Origin of the sequence: Roseibium album (assembly GCF_965233825.1) — a bacterium.
GTDB lineage: Bacteria > Pseudomonadota > Alphaproteobacteria > Rhizobiales > Stappiaceae > Roseibium > Roseibium album.
This window is the reverse complement of the sequence record NZ_OZ247583.1, coordinates 760,253-781,197: the sequence shown is the minus strand read 5'-3', so window position 1 is coordinate 781,197 and position 20,945 is coordinate 760,253. Positions and strand designations below refer to the sequence as shown.

Annotated in this window: 20 protein-coding genes and 1 tRNA gene; 7 read left to right on the top strand and 14 right to left on the bottom strand. The window is 56.7% G+C overall.

Annotation, left to right across the window (positions count from 1 at the left end; translation table 11 throughout):
* The first annotated feature begins 1 nt into the window (after position 1).
* From ACO6TI_RS03630 to ACO6TI_RS03620, 3 genes are read left to right on the top strand one after another with little or no spacing between them, the layout of a single operon-like run.
* Complete coding sequence (locus tag ACO6TI_RS03630; RefSeq protein ID WP_422384369.1) at positions 2 to 1,099, top strand: ABC transporter ATP-binding protein; 1,098 nt, start codon at positions 2 to 4, stop codon at positions 1,097 to 1,099.
* Entirely contained in the window at positions 1,092 to 2,087 is a 996-nt protein-coding gene (locus tag ACO6TI_RS03625) for an ABC transporter ATP-binding protein (RefSeq protein ID WP_055114893.1), read from the top strand. The genes ACO6TI_RS03630 and ACO6TI_RS03625 overlap by 8 nt, the downstream gene beginning before the upstream one ends.
* Before the next feature lie 11 nt (positions 2,088 to 2,098).
* A complete protein-coding gene (locus ACO6TI_RS03620; protein ID WP_104702595.1) occupies positions 2,099 to 3,736 on the top strand; it encodes a dihydroxyacetone kinase subunit DhaK in 1,638 nt (545 codons plus the stop codon).
* Positions 3,737 to 3,862: 126 nt separating this feature from the next.
* Here the strand turns inward: ACO6TI_RS03620 and ACO6TI_RS03615 are convergent, their stop codons facing one another.
* The 3 genes from ACO6TI_RS03615 to ACO6TI_RS03605 all read right to left on the bottom strand — a co-directional run bounded on the left by ACO6TI_RS03615 (position 3,863) and on the right by ACO6TI_RS03605 (position 6,058).
* Positions 3,863 to 4,900: a zinc-binding dehydrogenase gene (locus ACO6TI_RS03615; protein WP_422384368.1), complete on the bottom strand. Its 1,038-nt coding sequence runs from the start codon at positions 4,898 to 4,900 to the stop codon at positions 3,863 to 3,865.
* A gap of 4 nt (positions 4,901 to 4,904) precedes the next feature.
* Positions 4,905 to 5,315, bottom strand: coding sequence for a hypothetical protein (locus ACO6TI_RS03610; protein ID WP_281926738.1), 411 nt, complete (start codon positions 5,313 to 5,315; stop codon positions 4,905 to 4,907).
* 203 nt (positions 5,316 to 5,518) lie between these two features.
* Positions 5,519 to 6,058 (bottom strand): Crp/Fnr family transcriptional regulator, encoded by a 540-nt coding sequence (locus tag ACO6TI_RS03605; RefSeq protein ID WP_104702592.1) that lies wholly within the window; start codon positions 6,056 to 6,058, stop codon positions 5,519 to 5,521.
* Positions 6,059 to 6,291: 233 nt separating this feature from the next.
* Between ACO6TI_RS03605 and ACO6TI_RS03600 the strand changes: the two genes are divergently transcribed.
* On the top strand, positions 6,292 to 7,026 hold the full coding sequence (locus tag ACO6TI_RS03600) for a LamG-like jellyroll fold domain-containing protein (protein WP_055114884.1): 735 nt from the start codon (positions 6,292 to 6,294) through the stop codon (positions 7,024 to 7,026).
* A 29-nt stretch (positions 7,027 to 7,055) separates the two neighbouring features.
* Here the strand turns inward: ACO6TI_RS03600 and ACO6TI_RS03595 are convergent, their stop codons facing one another.
* From ACO6TI_RS03595 to ACO6TI_RS03555, 9 genes are all read right to left on the bottom strand, one after another.
* Positions 7,056 to 8,471: a pyridoxal phosphate-dependent decarboxylase family protein gene (locus tag ACO6TI_RS03595; RefSeq protein WP_422385289.1), complete on the bottom strand. Its 1,416-nt coding sequence runs from the start codon at positions 8,469 to 8,471 to the stop codon at positions 7,056 to 7,058.
* A gap of 1 nt (position 8,472) precedes the next feature.
* Entirely contained in the window at positions 8,473 to 9,552 is a 1,080-nt protein-coding gene (locus ACO6TI_RS03590; RefSeq protein ID WP_196893640.1) for a pyridoxal-phosphate dependent enzyme, read from the bottom strand.
* A 169-nt stretch (positions 9,553 to 9,721) separates the two neighbouring features.
* Positions 9,722 to 11,293 (bottom strand): winged helix-turn-helix domain-containing tetratricopeptide repeat protein, encoded by a 1,572-nt coding sequence (locus tag ACO6TI_RS03585; RefSeq protein WP_422384367.1) that lies wholly within the window; start codon positions 11,291 to 11,293, stop codon positions 9,722 to 9,724.
* A 283-nt stretch (positions 11,294 to 11,576) separates the two neighbouring features.
* On the bottom strand, positions 11,577 to 11,927 hold the full coding sequence (locus ACO6TI_RS03580; RefSeq protein ID WP_422384366.1) for a hypothetical protein: 351 nt from the start codon (positions 11,925 to 11,927) through the stop codon (positions 11,577 to 11,579).
* Between the two features lie 637 nt (positions 11,928 to 12,564).
* Positions 12,565 to 13,800, bottom strand: a complete 1,236-nt coding sequence (locus ACO6TI_RS03575; protein WP_422384365.1) for an amidohydrolase family protein — start codon at positions 13,798 to 13,800, stop codon at positions 12,565 to 12,567.
* A gap of 201 nt (positions 13,801 to 14,001) precedes the next feature.
* Positions 14,002 to 14,352, bottom strand: coding sequence for an antibiotic biosynthesis monooxygenase (locus ACO6TI_RS03570; protein WP_422384364.1), 351 nt, complete (start codon positions 14,350 to 14,352; stop codon positions 14,002 to 14,004).
* A gap of 32 nt (positions 14,353 to 14,384) precedes the next feature.
* Positions 14,385 to 14,555: a hypothetical protein gene (locus ACO6TI_RS03565; protein ID WP_281926731.1), complete on the bottom strand. Its 171-nt coding sequence runs from the start codon at positions 14,553 to 14,555 to the stop codon at positions 14,385 to 14,387.
* Positions 14,548 to 15,789 (bottom strand): MFS transporter, encoded by a 1,242-nt coding sequence (locus ACO6TI_RS03560; protein ID WP_422384363.1) that lies wholly within the window; start codon positions 15,787 to 15,789, stop codon positions 14,548 to 14,550. Before ACO6TI_RS03560 ends, ACO6TI_RS03565 begins: the two co-directional genes overlap by 8 nt.
* Before the next feature lie 113 nt (positions 15,790 to 15,902).
* On the bottom strand, positions 15,903 to 16,055 hold the full coding sequence (locus tag ACO6TI_RS03555) for a DUF1127 domain-containing protein (protein WP_104702762.1): 153 nt from the start codon (positions 16,053 to 16,055) through the stop codon (positions 15,903 to 15,905).
* Between the two features lie 159 nt (positions 16,056 to 16,214).
* On the opposite strand from ACO6TI_RS03555, the gene ACO6TI_RS03550 reads away from it, so the two are divergent.
* The gene (locus tag ACO6TI_RS03550) at positions 16,215 to 17,120 is read left to right on the top strand and encodes a LysR family transcriptional regulator (RefSeq protein WP_196893650.1); all 906 of its coding nucleotides are present in this window, start codon (positions 16,215 to 16,217) and stop codon (positions 17,118 to 17,120) included.
* A gap of 66 nt (positions 17,121 to 17,186) precedes the next feature.
* Here the strand turns inward: ACO6TI_RS03550 and ACO6TI_RS03545 are convergent, their stop codons facing one another.
* The gene (locus ACO6TI_RS03545; protein ID WP_422384362.1) at positions 17,187 to 18,752 is read right to left on the bottom strand and encodes a CHAD domain-containing protein; all 1,566 of its coding nucleotides are present in this window, start codon (positions 18,750 to 18,752) and stop codon (positions 17,187 to 17,189) included.
* A gap of 214 nt (positions 18,753 to 18,966) precedes the next feature.
* Between ACO6TI_RS03545 and ACO6TI_RS03540 the strand changes: the two genes are divergently transcribed.
* Together ACO6TI_RS03540 and speB are read left to right on the top strand one after the other, a co-directional pair.
* Positions 18,967 to 19,051 (top strand) — tRNA-Leu (locus ACO6TI_RS03540).
* A 214-nt stretch (positions 19,052 to 19,265) separates the two neighbouring features.
* Positions 19,266 to 20,231 carry an agmatinase gene (gene speB, locus ACO6TI_RS03535; RefSeq protein ID WP_196999398.1) on the top strand — a complete coding sequence of 322 codons (966 nt, stop codon included), beginning with the start codon at positions 19,266 to 19,268 and terminating at the stop codon, positions 20,229 to 20,231.
* 58 nt (positions 20,232 to 20,289) lie between these two features.
* On the opposite strand, the gene ACO6TI_RS03530 is transcribed toward speB, so the two are convergent.
* Entirely contained in the window at positions 20,290 to 20,907 is a 618-nt protein-coding gene (locus ACO6TI_RS03530; protein WP_208992640.1) for a helix-turn-helix domain-containing protein, read from the bottom strand.
* Positions 20,908 to 20,945: the final 38 nt, after the last annotated feature.

Genomic DNA, 20,945 nt, shown 5'->3' with positions numbered 1-20,945 from the left:
CATGGCCGAGATCGTAATCAAAAATCTCAGGAAGGAATTCGGTGATTTCACCGCCGTGCAGTCCTCCTCTTTCAAGATCGAGGACGGCGAATTCTTCATGCTGCTTGGACCGTCGGGATGCGGCAAGACAACCACGTTGCGCATGATCGCGGGCCTGGAACTTCCAACATCAGGCGAAATCTATATCGACAAGGAAGAAGTCGGACAGAAACCGGCAAGACAGCGGGATATCGCCTTCGTGTTCCAGATGTTTGCGCTTTATCCGCACATGAATGTAAGGCGCAACATCTCTTATCCGCTGATCAGTCAGGGTATGTCGACACGTCAGGTCAAGGACAAGGTCGCCGAAGTCTCACGGATTCTTGGAATCGAGGACATCCTCGACCGGCCTGTAAGCGGTCTTTCCGGCGGTGACAGGCAACGGGTCGCGCTTGGACGGGCAATTGTCCGCGAGCCGAAGGCCTTCATGATGGATGAACCGCTGGGGGCCCTGGATGCGGAGTTCCGCGAGCATATGGCCGAAGAGTTGCGGGCGCTGCACGACCGCATGGGGGCAACGACGGTTTATGTCACACACGACCAGCTCGAGGCGATGCAGATGGGAGACAAGATCGTCGTCATGAACCATGGCGTGATCGAACAATTCGGCACGCCGCAGGACATCTACGACAAGCCGGCAACAATGTTTGTCGCCGATTTCATCGGCTCACCATCCATGAATTTCCTCAGGTTCCATGGTGAAGTGCACGCAGGATCGTCGAATGTCCGGCTTCATCATGTTGACCTCGCCGTGCCCACCGTTCGTGAACCCTTCCAGGGGGATCTGGTCTACGGCATCAGGCCGGAGCACATCTCGCTTCGCGACGAGGGCGACAATCGCGGCGAAGTCGTTGCCGCCGAATATCTCGGAACCACCCAGATTATCACCGTGAAGACATCCGGAGGAAACCTCAAGGCCAGGATTGCGTCGGATCAACCGGCAAAGCCAGGCGAGACCGTCGCGCTCGAATTCAACGGAACCACTGCGACGCTGTTCGACAATCAATCGGGACGCGCCTTGCGGTCGGATCTCAACGAGGGGATCCTCTCCCATGTCTGAAGTGCGTTTGTCCAATCTTTCCAAGGCCTTTGGCGAAACGATCGCGGTCGACGACGTGACCATGACCATTCCCAACGGGGCTCTTGTTACACTGCTCGGGCCGACCGGTGCCGGAAAGACCACGATCCTGCGGCTGATTTCCGGATTGGAGCAGCCTGATAGTGGTGATGTTTCCATCGGTGGCCGCTCTGTTGTCGATGACACACCGGCTCAGCGCAATGTGGCGATGGTGTTCCAGCAATATTCGCTTTATCCGCATATGAGCGTGCAGGACAACCTTGCCTTTCCCTTGCGCTCACCGCTCCTGAAAACACCTGCTGAAGAGATCGAACGCAAGGTTTCAGAGATCGCCGAAGTTCTTCGCATTTCACACAAGATGAACAACAAGGCAACCGAGCTGTCCGGCGGGGAAATGCAGCGGGTTTCGATCGGCCGGGCCCTCGTACGGGAACCGACAATTTTCCTGATGGACGAACCGCTCAGCTCACTCGACGCCAAGCTGCGCTCGGATCTTCGCATCGAATTGAAGCGGATTCAGGAAAGCCTCGGAGCCACACTTCTCTACGTGACACATGACCAGATCGAGGCAATGACCATGTCGACCCATGTCGGAGTGCTTGACCATGGCCGGCTGGTGCAATTCGGGACGCCCCGGGAAATCTACGAGAATCCGGTCAATCTCTATGTCGCCGGGCGGCTCGGGCAACCGCGTATCAACGTGCTTCCGGCCGACATGTTCGCCGGGGCTCCGGCGGGCGCGGACAAGATGGGCCTTCGGCCCGAACACATCCAGCAGGGTGAGGGCAAGGGTTCGATGGTCAAGCGTATCGAACATCTGGGCGACCAGATACGCCTTCACCTGACGCTGGATGGCCATGACGTTGTCACGCTTTCCGAACCGCATTCGGATCTGGAACCCGGAGACACTGTCGCCATTCAACCTCGTAATCCGCTTTTCTTTGATGCAAGCGGCGTCCGTATCACCTGAGGAGAGGGAACATGAAGCAGTTCATCAACTCAAAGGAAACACTCGTCACGGAAGCCATTGACGGTGCTTTGCGAACAGCGGGCGGCCGGCTGGCCCGGCTTGACGGATACCCGCACATCAAGGTGGTCGTGCGGACCGACTGGGACAAGTCGAAAGTGGCCCTGGTGTCCGGTGGCGGTTCCGGTCACGAGCCCAGTCACGCGGGATTTGTCGGCCAGGGAATGCTGACGGCCGCGGTGTGCGGGGAAGTCTTCGCCTCACCCTCGGTCGATGCGGTTCTTGCTGGCATTCTTGCCGTGACAGGAAAGGCCGGGTGCCTGGTCATCGTCAAGAACTACACCGGGGACCGGCTGAATTTCGGCCTTGCGGTCGAGAGGGCCCGGGCCTTCGGCCTCAAGGTCAACATGGTGATCGTTGACGACGATGTCGCACTGCCGGACCTTCCTCAGGCCAGGGGCGTGGCGGGCACACTGTTCGTCCACAAGATTGCCGGTGCGCTTGCAGATCAGGGTGCTGACCTTGAGACCGTTACAGAGGCTGCGGGGCGGGTGATCTCGGGCGCTGTCTCGATCGGCATGTCCCTTGATACGTGCACGATCCCCGGATCACCGAAGGAAGACAGGATCAAGCCCGGCATGGCTGAACTCGGTCTTGGCATTCATGGCGAGGCCGGTGTCGAACAGGTCGCTTTTTCCAATGCAAAAACGGCGATGGCCATGGTTGTCGACCGGCTTGAGCCGACGCTTACACCAGGACCGCATGTGGCACTGCTGAACAATCTCGGTGGCACGACGCCGCTGGAAATGTCGGTGCTCGCCGAAGAACTCACGCACTCGCGCATAGGCGGGCAGATCCGCTGGCTGGTCGGCCCGGCATCCATGATGACTTCGCTCGACATGCATGGATTTTCAGTGTCCCTTCTTGCTGTCAGCAAGACCGAGGAGGCCTTGTTGCAGGCACCGGTCGCGCCCTGGGTCTGGCCGGGGTGTCTTGCGCTCGGACCGGTGTCCATCCTGCCGCTGCCGGACGGGTTGTCACCGATCCAGCCGCTGCCGTCCAACAACGACGCGACACGGAAATTCATCGAAAAGTGCTGCAATATCCTGATTGCGGCTGAAGCCGATCTCAACGCGCTTGATGCAAAGTCAGGTGACGGTGACACGGGCAGCACATTGGCGACGGCATCGCGCGCACTGATCACCGCGCTCGACCGTATGCCGCTCGCCGACCTGACGCAGCTTTACCGGGCGATCGGCCTGGAACTGAGCCAGACCATGGGCGGGTCTTCCGGCGTTCTTCTGGCGATTTTCTTCGCGGCAGCGGGTGATGCCTCTTCAAGCGGGCGGAACTCCATCGGTGCCTTGAAAGCGGGCCTCGACCGCATCATGCAGGTCGGTGGTGCCAAGCCGGGTGACCGGACCATGATCGACGCCCTGATGCCGGCGCTGAATGCACTGGAAAACGGTATCGAGGCAGCAGCCAGGGAAGCTCGACAAGGCGCGGATGCAACGTCTCGGATCACCAGGGCGCGTGCCGGCAGGGCGAGCTATGTTTCTGAAGCCAATCTGTCGGGTCACAATGATCCGGGCGCCGAGGCCGTTGCCCGTCTTCTGGAACAGCTTGCACAGGAACCTGCACTGATGCCCTGAACAGATTTGACCTCTGAAGACTGGAAAGGGCAGTGGACGCTCGCCGCAGTGTGGCGTGCCTTTCTGCCGAGGTTCGTCGCGGGTTTCAGGGCCGACTCCAGTGTCCGGCCAGGATACCTGCCCTGGTTAGACATCTTCCCAGAGAAGTACGACTTTCCCCGTTGCGTGGCCCGATGCAAGGTGTTCGAACCCGGAAATGATGTCTTTCATCGGCAATTCGCGGTCGATCACCGCGCGGATCTTCCCGCTGCCCACCTTTCCCATGACATGTGTAATGCCTGCCTCGCTGGGCTGCGCGATCGCCCAGGCGTATTTTCTCCCCTTCATGCCGTGCAATATCTTTCGGCCCAAAAGGGTACCGATTGCAGCCAACCCACCGCCAAATAGCCCGAACCTGTCCGTGTAGCGCATGGTCGGATGAATGAGTGAAACGTAACCACCACCGCTTTTCACAAGCGCCACCGTTCCTTTCTCGTATTTTCCACCCAGAGTGTCGTAGGCAAAATCGACGTCTTGAACGATCTCTCGATAGTCCTGATCCCTGTAGTTCACCACGACATCTGCGCCAAGCTCCTTGACCCACTCGACGTTTGACGGGCCGCATGTGGTTGAAACCTTCATGTCCAGAGATTTGGCCCACTGGATGGTGAAGCTGCCAATGCCGCCTGATCCGGCGTGTACGAACAGTGACTTCCCGGCAGCCGAACTCGGATCGAGATCCAGACGGCCGACAAGTGCGCTCCAGGTGGTCATGGCGACATAGGGAATGGCAGCCAGTTTTCCTGGCGGGATACCGGGCGGTGCATGCGTCAAGTTGGTTTCGCTTATGGCCGAGAACTGTGCGTGCGCGCCAATTTCCCTGAGGTCGGTAATTCCAACGACGAGGTCGCCGGTTTCGAATTTCGTGACTTCAGGACCGGAATCAACCACCTCTCCAACGACATCTCGTCCCGGGATGAACGGAAACTCCTCTCGTGCGACCAGGCGTCGAAGCCGAGCGCCGTATCCCTGAACCATTCGAAGATCAATCGGGTTCAGCGATGACGCAAGAATGCGTACAAGAACCTGCCGACCCTGCGGCTCGGGTATCGGCAGTTTTTCAAGCCGAAGAACCTTTTCGGGCGGCCCATAGTCGCGTGCAACCCATGCCTGCATCGTTGCCATGGATTTACAGCGCCTTCAGATCAGGTTTGAGAGTTGCCAGACCTGCAAGGCCGCAAACGGTACCAACAGCGTGGACCACCTCTGCCGAGAAATATGGCGCATGCAGTCCCCAGATTGGCCAGGCAAGCCACCAGCCTGCGTAGTAAAAGACCGCCATGAAGACAACGATCGCCCAGCTTTCAAGCCTGATGGCGTTGGCTCTTATGCCAACCCATGCCAAAAGCAGGTTGACCCCCAACGCCAGCATTGCGCCCCGGAACGCATGGTAGTTGGAGTGGGTGGGGCCGTCAGGCAGGGCAGTCGCCTGAAATTCAGGTGTCCAGGTGAATTGCAATGTGAACCAGAAGCTTGTGAAGCCAGCCAGAACGGCAAAAAGCAACAGGACCCGGCCTGTTGGAATTCTGGAACGCGTCATCTCGTTTCACTCGTCTCTTCACAATTCTTCTGTGTCGAAAGATCGCAAATGACCGAACTTCCGTTACTTGCCGTTTGGTGTTGATGGAATGCGGTTTGCATCAAATTCCGGAGGTGTCCAAACGCTCGGCCGTCGTCATCAAACGAACGTCCGCTCCTGAGAACAGGACTAGGAAATAACGTGTTTTTTTGCCTTAACGATTGTTAAGACTTTTCCAGTTTCCGGCGAATTCTGCTCAGAGAGACTGGTGTAATTCCGAGATACGATGCGATGTAGTGGAGCGGAACCGTGTTCAGGACCTCCGGTTCCCGTTCGATCAGGACCTGATACCGATCTTCGGGAGAATTGGAAATTCGGTCCGCAAAGAGGTCCTGATAATTCGCCATGCAGTGAACCATGACAGAATCGACGTACTCTCTGAAAGCCGGTGACTGCTCCATGAAATTCCGGAGATCCTGCTTTGTGCACACCCGCACGACAGATGGGGCAATCGTTTCAAGGCCGTATTTGCTCGGCAGTTCCTGATGAAAACTCTGCAGGGATGCGCAGAGTTCCTCCTGCAGGAAGAACTTCAGCGACACATCCTTGCCTTCGTCATTGTGCCAAAGACGCAGACATCCCGACTCGACGAAGTAAGCGTGGCGGCTGACGTCCCCCTGTTCCAAAACGCACTCTTTCTTCGTGAGGTTCCGGACCTTGCCGATGCATCGGAATGTGTCGCGAAGTTCAGGTGATATCTTCATTGCTTTGGACCGGACCCTGACGCTGGCAGATACATACGCTGTTTCGTTGAAAACGGTATCTTCATGTGCAGATGCATTTCAAGCGGTGTCCCGGTCTGGCAGCCACCATGCGGCAAGACGTGTTTTGAATGGTGTTCCGGCCGGGATCACGGGCGCTTAAGAATTTCATACTAGGCTTACCCTTAGTTCAAAGACCGATTGCCGATGCAGACCTGACCACCCGGGAGCAGAAAATGAGTAGAACAGCACTTGTAGCGGTCGTCGCCACAGCCTGTTGTGCTGTTCTGATTGCCGTGTGGCTGATCCCCGGGCAGAAAAGTGCTCACGTCACGGCACCGATCGAAGGCGCCTATGTACAACTGGGATTTGAAGGCACTGTCGACACGATCGGCGAAATCGATCTTCACCCTCAGTCGGTTGACGGCAAAGCCGTCTTTTCTGCCGGGAAGACGGGTCAGGCTTATTTTGCCCAGGGCGATGGCCGATACGTGGAAATCAAGACGCCGGACATGATCAGTCTTTCCGAGCGTGTCGACATATCATTCGACATCAAGGCGGAGGACTGGACCAATCCCTATGAAAAAAGCGCCCCGGTCAAAACCGTCGCTGTGGTCAGTGGCAAAAGCGGAGATCGCATCCGCCATGTCATCTTCAATCTTTCCAACGGCGAGGAACCTGTCCTGAGTGTCGCGATGGAGGACGTGACCGGTTCAAAGGCGCGGCTGGCGTCCGGTCCCGGCGCAATGACCTTGAACTGGCATCAGGTCAGGCTTGTTATCGACCGGACCAGCGAAAAAACACAGCTCTATCTGGACGGCGCCCTTGTCACGGAAACCGGCATTGTTCCGGCGGTCGTCAGCCATGGCATGGACCGGGTCAAGATCGGCACCTGGTACCGCCGGAACCAGGCCTTTCGGGGTTTGCTGGACAATTTCGTCATCCGGGATGCAATGCGTGACGGCGCCTGACGCCAGGACCTGACCTTATCGCCTTCCATTTACTCTTGCGAACCGGAAACCGCCTTCCACGCGTCCAGGATGACGTCGGCCACAAGATCGGCGTCGGCAGGCATTGTGGCATTGCAGATGACGGAGATACGCATGACCCATTCTTCACGCCAGCGAGCCCCTCCGACAAATATCGAACCTTCCGAACGAAGCGTTTCGATCACCGCTTCCGTCAATCTGTTCCTCTCGGGCAAGTCCAGTCCCGGCTCTCCGAAACTCACGATGACCTGGTTCAACACGACGTCGTTCACGATCCGTACACCGGTCGCCTGTTGCAGACGATCCGCAATCTGCCGGGCAATTCCGCAATGGCGGGCGATGATCTCCTCAACACCCTGTTTGCCGAGTGTCTTCAGCATTGCCCAGGTTGGCAGTCCTCGCGCACGACGCGAAAGCTCCGGCACGAGAAAACACGGGATCCGGTCATTGTTCTCGCCGGATGGCAGATAACTCGCATCGACGGACATGGCCCGTTCAAGGCTGTTCTTGTCACGGACAATCGCGTAACCGCAGTCAAATGGCGTTTGCAGCCATTTGTGCCCGTCGACCGCCCAGGAATCCGCACATTCCACACCCTTGGTGAGGTGCCTGTAGTGCGGATGTGCACGTGCCCATAACCCGAACGCACCATCGACATGCAGCCAGGCGTTTTTTTCTCCGGCAATCTCCTGAAGCTCGGAGAACGGATCGAATGCTCCGGTATTGATCTGGCCAGCCTGGGCGACAACGATCGCAGCGCCCCGATGATTGCGGATCTGACGAGCCAGCCCGACCGCGTCCATACGGCCCTGGCTATCGGTTTCGACGCGCTTGACCCGCCGACGCCCGAGGCCCAGGTAACCGAGGGCCGAAAACACGGAAGTGTGCGCGTCGTCACCGACAAATACAGTTATCGGCGGAGCACCGAAGAGGCCGTCATTGTCCGGGTCCCAGCCGATTTGTCTCAGAACAGCGCCGCGCGCTGCCGCGAGTGCGGTAAAATTTCCGACTGTCGCGCCGGTGACAAAACCGACGGCGGCATCGGCCGGGAGTCCCAGGATGTCCAGTAACCAGGTCGAGGCAACGCTCTCAATCGCGGCTGATGTGGGTGATGAGGCATGAAAGGCAGCATTCTGCCCCCATGCACTGCATAGCCAGTCGGCCGCTACACCGGCTGGTGCCGATCCTCCCAGCACCCACCCGAAGAACATGGGATGTGTCATCGGATTGAGACCCTGTTCGCCGCGATCTGCCAGGTCGTTTAAAACGTCGACGTCTTCGGAGCCGGCTTCGGGGAGGGGTTCTGAGAACACCTCAAGCATTTCCCGGTAGTTTCGCACCGGACCGCAAGGCGTGTCCGTGACGCGACCACGGTACGAGACCGCGCGGTCGAGCGCTGCGTGCAGGACCGAGAATTCATCGGACATGTCAGGCAAGGTGATATCCGGGTGTCGACATGGAGATCGCAACTTCTTCATCGGTCATGTCCTCGGGAATATCTTCAAACAGTGGCGTTGAAAGGTAGCGTTCGCCCGTGTCCGGCAGCATGCAGAGAACTGTTGACCCCTGTTCGCACTTCTGTGCAATTTCCATTGCAACGGCGAAGGACGCGCCGCCGGAAATCCCGGTCAGAATTCCCTCCTGGCTGGCAAGTTTTTTCGCCCATTGGACACCAACCATCCCCGGAACCGGGAGCAAATCATCGTAGTAGTGATTGTCGACAGCCTCTTGAAGCACGGCGGGTATGAAATCCGGGGTCCAGCCCTGGATGGGATGGGGTTCAAAGGCTGGATGGCTTGCTGTCGGTGATCCGTCTTCAGACCGGCTTTGAACCTGACCACTGCCGAGAAGTTGCGCATTTGCAGGTTCGGACAAGATGATCTTCGTCCCGGGACGCTCGACGCGTAACACGCGGCCGACACCTGTCACTGTTCCGCCGGTCCCGTATCCGGTTACGAAATAGTCCAGCCGTTGCCCTTCGAAATCCGCCATGATTTCCCGGGCGGTGGTCGATGCATGTATTTCTGCATTTGCTTCGGTCTCAAACTGGCGGGCCAGCAGCCATCCATGTTCTTCGGCCAGTTCCACCGCTTTGCGGTACATGCCGAAGCCTTTTTCCGCGCGCGGTGTCAGCACGACCCTGGCACCCAGGATGCGCATAAGGCGGCGGCGCTCGATGGAAAAACTGTCCGCCATTGTCACGACGAGCGGATACCCCTTTTGCGCACAGACAACGGCCAGTCCAATTCCTGTGTTTCCGCTCGTGGCTTCCACCACTGTCTGTCCAGGTTTCAGCATTCCACTGCGTTCGGCAGCTTCAATGATGTTAACAGCGAGGCGGTCTTTCACCGAACCGCCGGGATTTGCCGCCTCGAACTTGACGAACATGTCGATGCCCTTTGGCGCCAGGTTGTTTATCCGAACCGATGGTGTGTTTCCGATCGTGTCGAGGATGCTGTCATAGGTGTGTCCAACGCCCTGGGTCGTCCTGAGTGTCTTGCCGGTCATGTTTGTTCCTCTTGGTCGCATATATTGCTGTGGAGATACCCGCGAGGACAAATGTCCGCCGGGTAACAGCTTTACGCAGAGGAAGATTGCATGATTTGTGTCGGGGGTCCTGAGCAGGCCCTGAGGATTTCCTGAAGATATCGAACAAAATGCTGAGTAACCGCGGAATTCAAGGAATGCCGTGCGTCTTCAATGCTCCGGAAATCCGCTTTCGTACATCTGAGCTCGAAAACGGAAACGATCTGAAAAAGAGGTCCTGCGTCATGCTTTCCCGGTCCGCGCGTACCATGCTGGCCCAATCGGAGGCTTGAGTATGGTTTCCAGCAAGTTCGTTGAGAAAAAGCGCAATCACGCGGATAAGGTCGTGCGCGCCCGGTGCCCGGGCTGCCCGTTCACCCCATTCGGCAGCTTCCTGATCATGACCGTCAACAGACAGACTGAGGGCCCGGGTTCCGAGCATCGCATAGAGAAGAGGGTCAAGCGGGCTAAGCGTGCGTGCCTCGTCCGAGAGGCGCAGGCCATCGGTACTGGACCCCGAGATGGTTTCCGTCCATGCCCTTGCATAAAGACCTTGCGCAAAATTCGGGCTGAGGGAAGTTGACCGGGAAAGCCAACCCTTTGCGCCGTCGAGATCACCAATCAGCCAGAGAGACCGGCCCATGCTGAAATTTGCGAACGGATCCATGGGATCGATCTCGATCGCACGCTCAGCGGCCCTTCGTGCAGCGTCGACGGCAAATCCGCGGTTCGTTGAATAATGCATGAATGCCGTCTTGAAATGCGCAAAGGACAGTGCGGCGTGGGCACGCGCAAATCCCGGTTCCATGGCCACCGCTTTTTTGAACATGGAAACAGCCACTTCGTTTGCGGCCTCGTCAAAGCGGTAAAGCGACTGAAGTCCGAGGTGGTAGGTCGTCCAGGCGTCGATGCTGTCGGGAGAGCGGAGCCGCGCCTTGGATGCCTCGCTTAACGGGATCTGGACCTCGATGGCGAAGATGACTTCTGCAATGATTTTTTCACGGATTTCATGAACCGCGTCGAGCGCGGCATTCATTCGATCCGCCCAGATGACCTGGCCATCGATCGTGTCCGTCAGGACCACATTGACCATCAGTTGCCTGCCAAGCACTTCAACGCTTCCGGACAAGACGTAGCGAATGCCGAGACGCTCGCGAATATCCTCCGGGTTGAGGTCATCCGATCCGAATCTGAAGGAGGAACCGCGCGCGATCACCGAGATCCATCTCAGTCGAGCGATTGCGGCAATCAGTTCGTGTGGAATGGCTTCTCCGAGGGTCTGGGCAATCGGTTCGCCGCCCATTGCACCGAACTTCAGAACTGCAATCGACGGCCGCGGCGATGCTTTTTGCCAGGGCGGGACCCGCATGTCCTGAGCAGGTGCCGCCGGATCACCTGAGAAGGCTGCTTCCGATCGGACATCAAAAGGTGCGATCCATCGAAGACCGCGTCCGTGTATGGTCTTTATCATCTGCTGGCCCGCCCCCGAGTCGCCGACAGCAGATCGCGCCGATCTCACGCAGGTGGTCAACGCGGCGTCGGAGACCGCCCGGTCGTCCCACAAGACAGAGTTGATTTCCTGTTTGGTGACCAGCCTGTCGTGATTTTCCAGAAGCAGTTGCAACAGTCCGAGGGCGAGCGGCTCAATACTGACAGGCTCATGACCGCACCGAAGCTCCTGGCGCGTTGTGTCGAGCTCAAAATCACCAAAGCAATAAATCATGGCCCAGAGTATCAAATTTCGACGATGTGTAGAATTGGAGAGATGATTTGTTGTTCAGTACGTGTTCGCGATGCCGGATATTTCATCGATATTCGAATAGGAACGGTCTTGTACCAATGAAAAATCCGATCATCGGAAAAATCAGTGATTTTGCAAAGTCGCGAATTGAGGGAATCTGCCCACTGCGCCAAAAACATCCGGTGTCGAGCAAACCTGCAGCCTCGCAGCCCGTTTCAGCTTTGAATTTCCCCTGGAAAAGGCGGCGAGTTCATGCCGTTGGGCTTCAGTGCGGCCTGATCTCGAGTTGTTCGAAAGAAGCCGCAGCCAAGCCTTTGTGAAAATGTGCGAATGCCTTTATCGGCGTTACATTCTTTGGCTGGTTTTCTTTCAGGCTCTGCGTGATGAGGACAGTGCTGAAACCCATTTGATGTGTCAGGGGGTCCATTTGATCTGGCTGGTGGTGACACATGCCGACGGCCTTCCAATAGTCGGCGACCGTGCACTCCTGTAACCAGCCGTCGAAACACAATTGCGATCCGGCTGAATAATAAGTCCCGTTGTACTCACACGCTGCGAAGGCCGTGCCACCGGACAACGTGAACAGACCAGCTAAAAACAAGGACCGAAATTTCATTTCATTCTCCCATGATCTGACACACAAGAATAGCAAATAACCAATGACAATATTACGTTGCGTTTCAAATGGTATTTATACTGAGTATTCCCGGTTTTGGCGAGCCAGACAACACTCCGTAACAGACGGAGTGTTGCCCAGTGCGGTAAAGTTCGTCGAAAATACACTGTCTGCAGTATGCCTAAAACACCAATTTCTTGAAACAGAAACGATGATATCTGCTCGCATGTTGCCCAACATTACCCAATTGGGTAAGGCACTCCGCAAAACTCTCCGGAATTGAGGAAGTGGCTGTTTTTCCACGAAGATTCCCGAGTTTTCCTGTCAAATGGTTTCGGGATTTAGCACCGCTCCATTGAACATGGGATGCGGCTTGCTTTTGCCCGATACCAGGATGACGCTCCGGGTACCGGCGTGCTGAACGGACTTCGGTGTCGGGAAAACATCGTCGATCCTTTGGCGATCAACTCGAGTTGATCATTTCTTCAAATGGAAATTCTGAGGGACAGGACATCGACATGGCTTGGTGCAGCCGGTTTCCGGCAGTGCCCTCAATCTGATGCCAAGGTGCCTCATCTGAAGCGCCGGTACAGGATTGCGCACCAGCGCCTTGAACAGTTGGAACCCGGTCAGCAGGTCAGAGCGCGCCCGATGTCTTGACCGCGCGCCCTTCCTTCAGGATGAGCGGCATGTGGGCACCCTGATCGCAAAGCAGAGAAATGTCCTCAAGCGGGTTTCCATCCACCGCAACAAGGTCGGCAAAAGCACCGGGCGCTATGCAGCCGATCTGGCCTTCCATGCGCAGGACCCTGGCCGCATCCAGGGTCGCCGATCTAATCACGTCGGCCGTGGGTAGATGGCGGGCGCGCAGAATGAACTCGTCGGACTGATGCACGTGCATACCGCCCAGAAGATCCGATCCGTAGCCCATCACCACGCCCATCCTTTTCATTTTCGCAAGGCGTTCCAGGCCCTGTGTCCGCACGCCCTCGATTTTGGCAACCGACTCTGGCGGCAAGCCGAACGTTTGTCCTTCCTTGGCCAGATAGTCGTAGGTCACGTTCGTGGGAACGACGAACTGACCTTCCTGACCGATGCGGTTGATGGTTTCATCACTCATCAGGTTACCGTGTTCGATACAGGTCACGCCGCAGTCGAGAGCCCGGCGGATCGCATGATCGTCATAAAGGTGGGCTGCCACATAGGTTCCGAAGTTGCTGGCGACCTCAACGATTGCCTTAAGTTCGTCGACAGAGAACGTGAGGTAACCGATGGGATCGGACGGTGAGGAGACGCCGCCATCCGCCATGATCTTGATGAACTGGGCGCCGTTCTTGATTTCCTCCCGGGCCACCCGTTGCACTTCCGGCACTCCGTCGCAAATGCGTCCGGGGGAACCGAGACGCTCGGCATAGTAGCTGACATCGCGACTGTGATTTGGGCCACGGTAGTCTGTATGACCGCCTGACTGGGAGAGGGCCTTGCCGCAGATAACGAGCCTTGGTGCATCAATCAGGTTCTCGTCGGCGGCCTGTTTCAACCCGATATCCGCTCCTCCAAGGTCGCGCACGGTTGTGAAGCCCCGCATGAGCATGGATTTCATGATGCGCGCAGACTGAAGGGCAACCCAGGAGTTGGGAAGTTCGGCATTCCGACCGAGATCTGCAGTGGTTGCCACGACATGCACATGGCAGTCAATCAGGCCCGGAAGTACATAGCTCGACGCCAGGTCGACAACTTCTTCTGCATTGAATGTCAGGTCACGGCCAACGTCGGCAAAACGGCCGTTTTCGATAGCAATGTCCGTCGGATCGGATGGAGTATCCATCGTTCCATCGATAATCCGGGCATTCTTGACAAGCAGGGACTTCAACGCCGCTATCCTTTTCACGCAATTCCAACAGCGAAGTGCATTCGCCGCACACCGCCACAAACCCGATTTGCAGATAGCATCCTTCACAAGTCAAGCTTGTCCATCCGCGGGCAAAAAACAAGCTTGTGAGACCCAGGCCGTGATGCCTTTGATTGACAATTGCCGGATTCAAAGTGGGTTTGAATACGCGAAAACCGAACTTCACTCCGGTTCCCTTGCTGGAACAAACCAACCGGAACTCAAATCAATATGGCGTATCGAATGTTCCTCGATCAGGTCGTCGTAGCCTTCGGGCAGGAATGACTGCTGCCAGGTGTCTCCGAACCGCTGTTTCACGGATTCAATAGTGTCCCAGAGGGAAGCAAAAACGAGATAACCCTCATCCGGTGCAAAGCCCCGGCCAAAGAAATATCCGGCATTGCCGGGTTCGTGTCGAACGACATCTGCAGACGTTGTCGCAAATTTCCGCATCAGGGTTTCCGCGTGACCCTCCTTGATCTTGACTTGAAACAGTCGCAGGACCGGACCCTTGTCGGGCTGAGTTGCATCCATGAACTTCTCCTTGTTCAGGCGTTTCAGAGAGTTCAAAGAAACGCCAAGACTTGCAGAAGGTCCGCAAGACAAATGAAGCGAGTGACCGCCAGGTCCAGGAACAGCCTCTGGTAGGCATCGGCTGTCAGGGTCCAGAGGCAGTAGATGGCCGTCAGAACCACCGAACTCAAAATGACCCATAAAATCCAGGACCGGTCAGGCATTGCTCAAGGCTCTCCCGGGAACGGTTCCCTCATCTGCCAGCGAGCGTTCGTTGATCGGAAGATGAATCACCGCGGCGAGGACGCCGGATGCCACAACGCTCCACCACATGATGTCGTAATTGCCGGTGTGTTCGAACACGAGCCCGCCAAGCCAGGCGCCCAGAAAGCTCCCGATCTGGTGCATGAGAAATACAATGCCGACAAGCGTTGCCAGATACCGGGCGCCGAAGATCTGAGCGACGATTCCAGTGGTAAGCGGAACCGTTCCGAGCCAGGTAAAGCCCATCACGGCTGCAAACAGCAGTGTGGAAACATCGGACGGCGCCAATAAAACGAACACTGCCACGGCACCAGATCTCGCCAGGTAGAGGGCAACCAGGATCTTCTTCTTGCTGAGAATGTCACCCATTACACCGCAGACGAATGTTCCGGCGATATTCGTTGCGCCGATCGTGGCGAGTGCGGCGCCACCAAGCCAGGGCGCAAGATGCCTGTCCAGCAGGTAGGCAGGCAAATGAGTGCCGATGAATGCGAGTTGGAACCCGCAGACGAAAAAGCCGAGAACAAGCAGCACAAATCCACGATGTGACAGGGCTTCTCCAAGTGCGGATTTCAGCGTTTGATCGGCATTGGGTTCTACAGATCGTCCACTCAGGACCGGCGCCAGAACACAGATGACTGCCGCAACAAGCGCCAGGCTAACGAGTGCCGTGGGCCAGCTGAGTGAATCAATCAGGCTCAAGGTGACCGGAACCGACAGGAAGATGCCCAAAGATCCTCCAAGCGAGGCAATACCAAGGGCCGACGTGCGGCGCCCGGGTGGAAACCGTCGTCCTACCGCGCCCAGAACAACCGCGTAACTTGTGGCACTCAAGCCGACGCCGACGAGCACACCGAAGCCGAGCACCAGACCGAGAGATGTCGATGCGGCTGACGCGCAGACAAGTCCGCCAGCGTAAAGCATGCCGCCGACAAAAATCACCCTGGCGCTGCCGAACCGGTCGGCAATCATGCCGGCAAAGGGTTGCGCCACACCCCACATGAGGTTCTGCAGCGCGATCGCGAACCCGAAGGCTTCCCGGTCCACATCCGGAAGACTGCCGGCAATAGGATCAAGGAACAGGCCGAAGGAATGCCGCATGCCAAGAGCCACGAGCGCAATCAGCGATCCGGCGAGCAACACGAAGCGCGGATCGAACAGAAATCGCGCTGCCGGATTGGACGTTGCTGGCATATGAATTCTCCGATGTGTTGAGGGCGACAAAGGCGTTGCCAAGCTTGAGGATTGCTGTTTCCGCGCTGTCCAGGCACAGGTTGCCAACCGGGTTCCCGTGTCGCGGTATCGCTTCAGTCGCCATGATTTCGACGGCGTTCGTTAGTGCCCGCGTGGACGATGGACGGGATCTCGCTGCGATCGATTGCCAGATCCTTGAGGCCGGAGTCGCTGAGCAAATTCAGTTGTCTGCAGTCATGCCGTTTCTGACGCCAAACCCGGAACATCTCCGACCATGCGGACAGGAGCGTCCTGAACACGCTTGATTGCAATGCAGGACAGTCTTTCGATTCCTCGGCTATCTCTCTTTGCCACCAGTTTCGCGGAACAGAGAGATACTTGCGTTTCGCTTGTTATTGTTCAAAATGTAATATTGAATAACTGTTATGTCGAAAATCAATATCAGGAACACTGACCTCAATCTGCTGGTCGCATTTGATGCGCTTTACTCAGAGCGTAGTGTTACACGGGCAGCATCCAGGCTCTCCCTCACGCAACCAACCGTGTCCGGGATGCTGAAACGACTTCGGGAAACATTTGACGACGACCTCTTCGTGCGCACCTCTCACGGTATCGTGCCTACGCCGAGGGCTGATGGAATTGCATCAAGGGTTGCGGACCTTTTGGAAGAAATCGGCCTGCTACTTGTTTCGGACGATTTTGATCCCGGCAGGTCTTCCTTCACAGCCAGAATTTGTGGCAGCGACTATCTCCAGCACACGATTCTGGGATCCTTTACTGAAAAAGTGTTCCTGGCAGCGCCCCATGCTCGCGTGTCGATCCTTCCGAGACCAGCCGACGGAGTTGCCGGTCAACTGGAGAGAGGGGAAATCGATCTCATTTTGAGCGATCGCGAACTGGCGGTGCCTGACCTGCCTGCGCGTATCTTGTACAAGGATGGTTTTGTTTGTCTTTCGAGCTACGGGAACTTTGAGGAGGGTGAGGAAATTGCGCTGGATCTGCTTTGCAGTCTCGATCACGCTTTCGTCGATCCGACGGGTGGCAGTTTTCGCGGACCGATTGACGACACACTGGCGGCGGCTGGAAGAGAAAGGAATGTCGTGCTTGCAGTGCCGACCTTCGCGATGCTCCTGCAAATGATGAAATCAAAAAGTCTGCTGGCCTTTGTTCCTGGCCGGATCGCCGAAACTTTTGACCACGGTTTTTCGCGGATCAGGACCCCTTTGGAACTGCCCTACCTGGAAATTGTCGCAAGTTGGCATCCTCGCATGACGCGAGACCCCAAGCACAAGTGGCTTCGCGAAACGCTCGTATCGGTCGCAAATGCCTGACCCGGTCGATCGTGGGCCAGCCAATCTGATTTGCAGTCGGTCGCATTTCGTGTGCCGCCTTGCAGGTCAGACCCAGAAACGCGGCGTTTCTTGAGTGGCCTTCCAGTTGCCTTTGGCGTGTTGCCACATGGCCTGGCATTGAGCTTCGTGCCAACCGATGACAAAGCCGATGGCCTGGGTTGCGGCGAGTGCGTTCCTGCCGGTCACGTTGCATCTTTCAGGCAAGGATTCAGCCATTGCGACGTCATTGAGATATCCGAAAATATCCTGCAGTTTTTTCATCCGTTTCAAGAACGGTTTGACCGTGTCTGCGGAGTACAGGCTGTCGAAGAATTCAATGCCGTAACGCATTTTCTTCATAGCCTTGCGCATGTCGTGGCGCTCGGGAATGGTCAGGTCCTCCAACCGCTTGCCGTAGCCGACAACCTTCTTCCACTGCCTGGCGAGTGCCTTGCTCGAATAAGCCTCGATCGGCTGCGCCAGCAACGACGTCTGGTGAAAATTTTCCGGATCGAGCCAGCCGCGGCCTTCCGTGTAGGCTGCAAGATCCAGAATGAAACGATTGACCTCGGCAGATTTCAGATGATTGATCACGGAACTGCGCGTGTCTTTGTCGCGCGCGGCATGGAGCGCTTCCAGCAAAGCATCGAAAGACAGTATATCGGGTGCCTTGTCGACCAGCGGTTCGACAATCTCTTCGATCAGGACATCAATGTCACGGATCGAGCCGGCTTCCTTGGCGATCGTGCGTGCCATCCGGTCCAGCGGCGCGACTGTCGCAGGATTGAGGACCGGTTTGAACAGGCGAAAGGCGCTGCGCAGACGGCGCAGACCGACGCGAAGCTGATGCGGGCCTTCAGGATCTTCTGAGGCGAGAACGACAACGCGGTTTTCACAAATCTGCTTCAGGCAGGAGCGCAGCACATCGCGAAACGCCAGTTCCACGCTCGTTCCGCGCGTAAACTTTATCTTTTCGGCAAAGTAGGGGTCCGGCGTTTCAGATTTCTGGCCTTCGGCGAACCTGTACCCGCGTTCCGCCTTGCTGTAGGGCGAAAACCGGAAGGGAACATCCTTCAAGAGAGCCTTGGCGACCTCGTAGATCGCCTGGCTCGAACCCGACATCAGTTCCATCTCGAGTTCAACCAGAGGCTGACTGCCCTCACCGGCAAGAATGTTGCCGGTGTCGAAGGCAAGCTCGACGTGAGCGTCGTCGTTCTCCCGCTTCAACTGGCGGGTGGTTCGCTTCATGACCGTCTCGAAGCACTCCGACAAGGGCGCATCGCCGATAACCTTTGCAAGCATCTTGCTTACGTCCGGATCTTCGATCACCGAGAAATCCAGGGCGCGGCCCTTTACCGGGTGTTCCGCCTCGATCGGCGACGACAGGCCGGCAACAACTCCTGTTCCGATCTTGACCGTCTGAACCCAGCTGCGGCCTGACTTTCTTACCCTGAGAGAGATTTTTGCCTTGCGCAGAGACTGGTCCTGCGTGTCGAAATAAATCGACTGCAAGGTCTTGGTCACTGCGCGGCTGGCGGTGAAACCCTCAATGTTGCCCGCCCGTTTGATGGCGTCCTGGGCCGCCTGATCCAATTCAAGCTTAAGCTCGATTTCCCGTCCTGATTTGCTCATGATGCTTTTTCTAAACAAGCCCAAAACGCTTGTCCAGAAAAAGCGCACAATTTGCGCTTTTGTTCGCTGGCGAATGTTGCAAGAATTCCAAGGGGCCCTGAATTTCCACAACTCCTGATAAGCAATGGGTGGCTTGTGAATTCAGGTCTTGGACAGCGAGCTATTGCTTGCATCGCCGGAGTGACCATGATAGGCACCCTCTCCGGTGTCAGTTGCCCCTCTGGCGGAACTGGTAGACGCGCGGGATTCAAAATCCCGTTCCTTAGGGAGTGCCGGTTCGATTCCGGCGGGGGGCACCACAAATGTTGCGCTATCGCCTGCCGGCTGCCCGAGCACCATCATCTTTCTGGTATCCAAGCGCGGTTTTATCTTCAGGTGTTCGTCACTTCCGGTTTTTGCCTTCGGGAAATTGCCTGATGGCCGCGTAAACGCAGTTGTTTCCAAACGACCGGTTTTCCAGCAGTGTGTGTTGCCACCCTTGTTGGTGCAATGACACATGTTACGGAGTGCCTCATGTCAGGACATGGCTATGAATCCGGCCGTTTGAACCTGCCCTTTGTCGGTATCGCGACCTTTGGCAAAAGAGAATACGTTTCCGACTGGGACAAGATTTCTGCCGATGTTGCCGTGCTTGGAGCCCCCTTCGACTTCGGTTGCCAATTCCGGTCCGGTGCGCGGTTCGGTCCAAGGTCCGTGCGGGAGGCATCGACGCTGTTCAGTTTCGGGCATGCAGGCGCCTATGATCACGAGGATGACGCCACCTATCTCGGCGAGGAGGTCCGGATTGTCGATATCGGCGATGCCGACATCATTCACACCAAGACCGAGGAGAGCCACGCCAATATCGAATACGGTGTGAAAAAAATCCTCGACGCAGGTGCACTGCCGGTCGTGATCGGCGGGGATCATTCTGTCAACATTCCCTGCATCAATGCCTTTGAGGAGGATTGTGCGAAGAACGGGCCGATCCACGTAATTCAGATCGATGCCCATCTGGACTTCGTCGACGAGCGTCACGGGGTGACGGCAGGACACGGCAACCCGATGCGCAGAGCGATTGAAAAAGACTATGTCTCAGGGATGACACAGCTCGGTATTCGCAATGTGTCGTCAACAGCGAAAGAAGGCTATGCGGATGCACGCGCGCGGGGTTCGGACATTCTGTCTGTCCGCCAGGTTCGCAAGCTTGGGACAGATGCCGTTCTGGAGCGGATCCCGGCTGGTGTCCGCTACTACGTCACCATTGACATTGACGCCTTCTGCCCCTCAATCGCGCCGGGTACAGGTACACCGAGCCATGGTGGTTTTCTTTATTATGACGTTCTGGAAATCCTGCAGGGCCTGTCAAAACGGGGCGATGTCGCCGGTATCGATCTGGTAGAGGTCGCGCCGGACTATGATCCGAGCCAGAGCACGCAAATCCTGGCGGCGCAGGTCCTGTTGAACTTCATCGGGTTCATTTTCCACAACAAGACGTAAGTTTCCTACAGGAAACACCATCTGCAGCCCGGCCGTCCTGCGCGCCGGGCACTTCACCCTATTCCAGTGACACCCAGAGAACCTTGGCGTCTTCCTTGCCGGTGGAGACACAGCCATGACCCATGCCGCTGTCGTAGTAGACGCTGTCACCTTCCTTCATCGGCAAAGGCTTGTAATGCTCGGTGAAGAAAGTCAGTTCGCCACTGATTACAAACATGAATTCCTCGCCGCGGTGGCGGATCCAGGACTCGAATTCCGAGACGTCGCGGGCCTTGATCGTGCTGATATAGGGGAACATGCGCTTGCTGGTGAGCTCGGTGCACAGGAGTTCGTGAGAATAGGTCGGGGTGTCCTGGGATTCGCCCTGGCCTGCGAGGGTGACGTCTCTGCGACCGGAAATGTCACTCGGTCCCGACTGCACGAACAGTTGTGGGGTTTTCAGCTCCAGAGCCTTGGTCAACCGTCGGACAATGTCGAAGCTGGGCCGGGTCTGGTTGTTCTCGATCTTTGACAAGGTCGACCTGCCAATTCCCGCCGCCTTGCCGGCTTCTTCCAGCGTCCAGCCCTTTTTGAGACGAGCCTCACGGATCATTTTTCCAAGATGATCGGCATCAGGCGTGTTTGTGATGTCGTCCTCAGAGCTTTGTGAAACGGGATCCATGTCCGGCCTTTCCATTGTTTCTCCAGTAACTTGCATATTCTCGAAAAGGGGTC

What these genes read in the sequence shown, in the direction of transcription:
- ACO6TI_RS03630 (WP_422384369.1), top strand. Translation starts at nt 2, where the DNA reads ATGGCCGAGATCGTAATCAAAAATCTCAGGAAGGAATTCGGTGATTTC.
- ACO6TI_RS03625 (WP_055114893.1), top strand. Translation starts at nt 1,092, where the DNA reads ATGTCTGAAGTGCGTTTGTCCAATCTTTCCAAGGCCTTTGGCGAAACG.
- ACO6TI_RS03620 (WP_104702595.1), top strand. Translation starts at nt 2,099, where the DNA reads ATGAAGCAGTTCATCAACTCAAAGGAAACACTCGTCACGGAAGCCATT.
- ACO6TI_RS03615 (WP_422384368.1), bottom strand. Translation starts at nt 4,900, where the DNA reads ATGGCAACGATGCAGGCATGGGTTGCACGCGACTATGGGCCGCCCGAA.
- ACO6TI_RS03610 (WP_281926738.1), bottom strand. Translation starts at nt 5,315, where the DNA reads ATGACGCGTTCCAGAATTCCAACAGGCCGGGTCCTGTTGCTTTTTGCC.
- ACO6TI_RS03605 (WP_104702592.1), bottom strand. Translation starts at nt 6,058, where the DNA reads ATGAAGATATCACCTGAACTTCGCGACACATTCCGATGCATCGGCAAG.
- ACO6TI_RS03600 (WP_055114884.1), top strand. Translation starts at nt 6,292, where the DNA reads ATGAGTAGAACAGCACTTGTAGCGGTCGTCGCCACAGCCTGTTGTGCT.
- ACO6TI_RS03595 (WP_422385289.1), bottom strand. Translation starts at nt 8,471, where the DNA reads ATGTCCGATGAATTCTCGGTCCTGCACGCAGCGCTCGACCGCGCGGTC.
- ACO6TI_RS03590 (WP_196893640.1), bottom strand. Translation starts at nt 9,552, where the DNA reads ATGACCGGCAAGACACTCAGGACGACCCAGGGCGTTGGACACACCTAT.
- ACO6TI_RS03585 (WP_422384367.1), bottom strand. Translation starts at nt 11,293, where the DNA reads ATGATTTATTGCTTTGGTGATTTTGAGCTCGACACAACGCGCCAGGAG.
- ACO6TI_RS03580 (WP_422384366.1), bottom strand. Translation starts at nt 11,927, where the DNA reads ATGAAATTTCGGTCCTTGTTTTTAGCTGGTCTGTTCACGTTGTCCGGT.
- ACO6TI_RS03570 (WP_422384364.1), bottom strand. Translation starts at nt 14,352, where the DNA reads ATGGATGCAACTCAGCCCGACAAGGGTCCGGTCCTGCGACTGTTTCAA.
- ACO6TI_RS03565 (WP_281926731.1), bottom strand. Translation starts at nt 14,555, where the DNA reads ATGCCTGACCGGTCCTGGATTTTATGGGTCATTTTGAGTTCGGTGGTT.
- ACO6TI_RS03560 (WP_422384363.1), bottom strand. Translation starts at nt 15,789, where the DNA reads ATGCCAGCAACGTCCAATCCGGCAGCGCGATTTCTGTTCGATCCGCGC.
- ACO6TI_RS03555 (WP_104702762.1), bottom strand. Translation starts at nt 16,055, where the DNA reads ATGTTCCGGGTTTGGCGTCAGAAACGGCATGACTGCAGACAACTGAAT.
- ACO6TI_RS03550 (WP_196893650.1), top strand. Translation starts at nt 16,215, where the DNA reads ATGTCGAAAATCAATATCAGGAACACTGACCTCAATCTGCTGGTCGCA.
- ACO6TI_RS03545 (WP_422384362.1), bottom strand. Translation starts at nt 18,752, where the DNA reads ATGAGCAAATCAGGACGGGAAATCGAGCTTAAGCTTGAATTGGATCAG.
- speB (WP_196999398.1), top strand. Translation starts at nt 19,266, where the DNA reads ATGTCAGGACATGGCTATGAATCCGGCCGTTTGAACCTGCCCTTTGTC.
- ACO6TI_RS03530 (WP_208992640.1), bottom strand. Translation starts at nt 20,907, where the DNA reads ATGGAAAGGCCGGACATGGATCCCGTTTCACAAAGCTCTGAGGACGAC.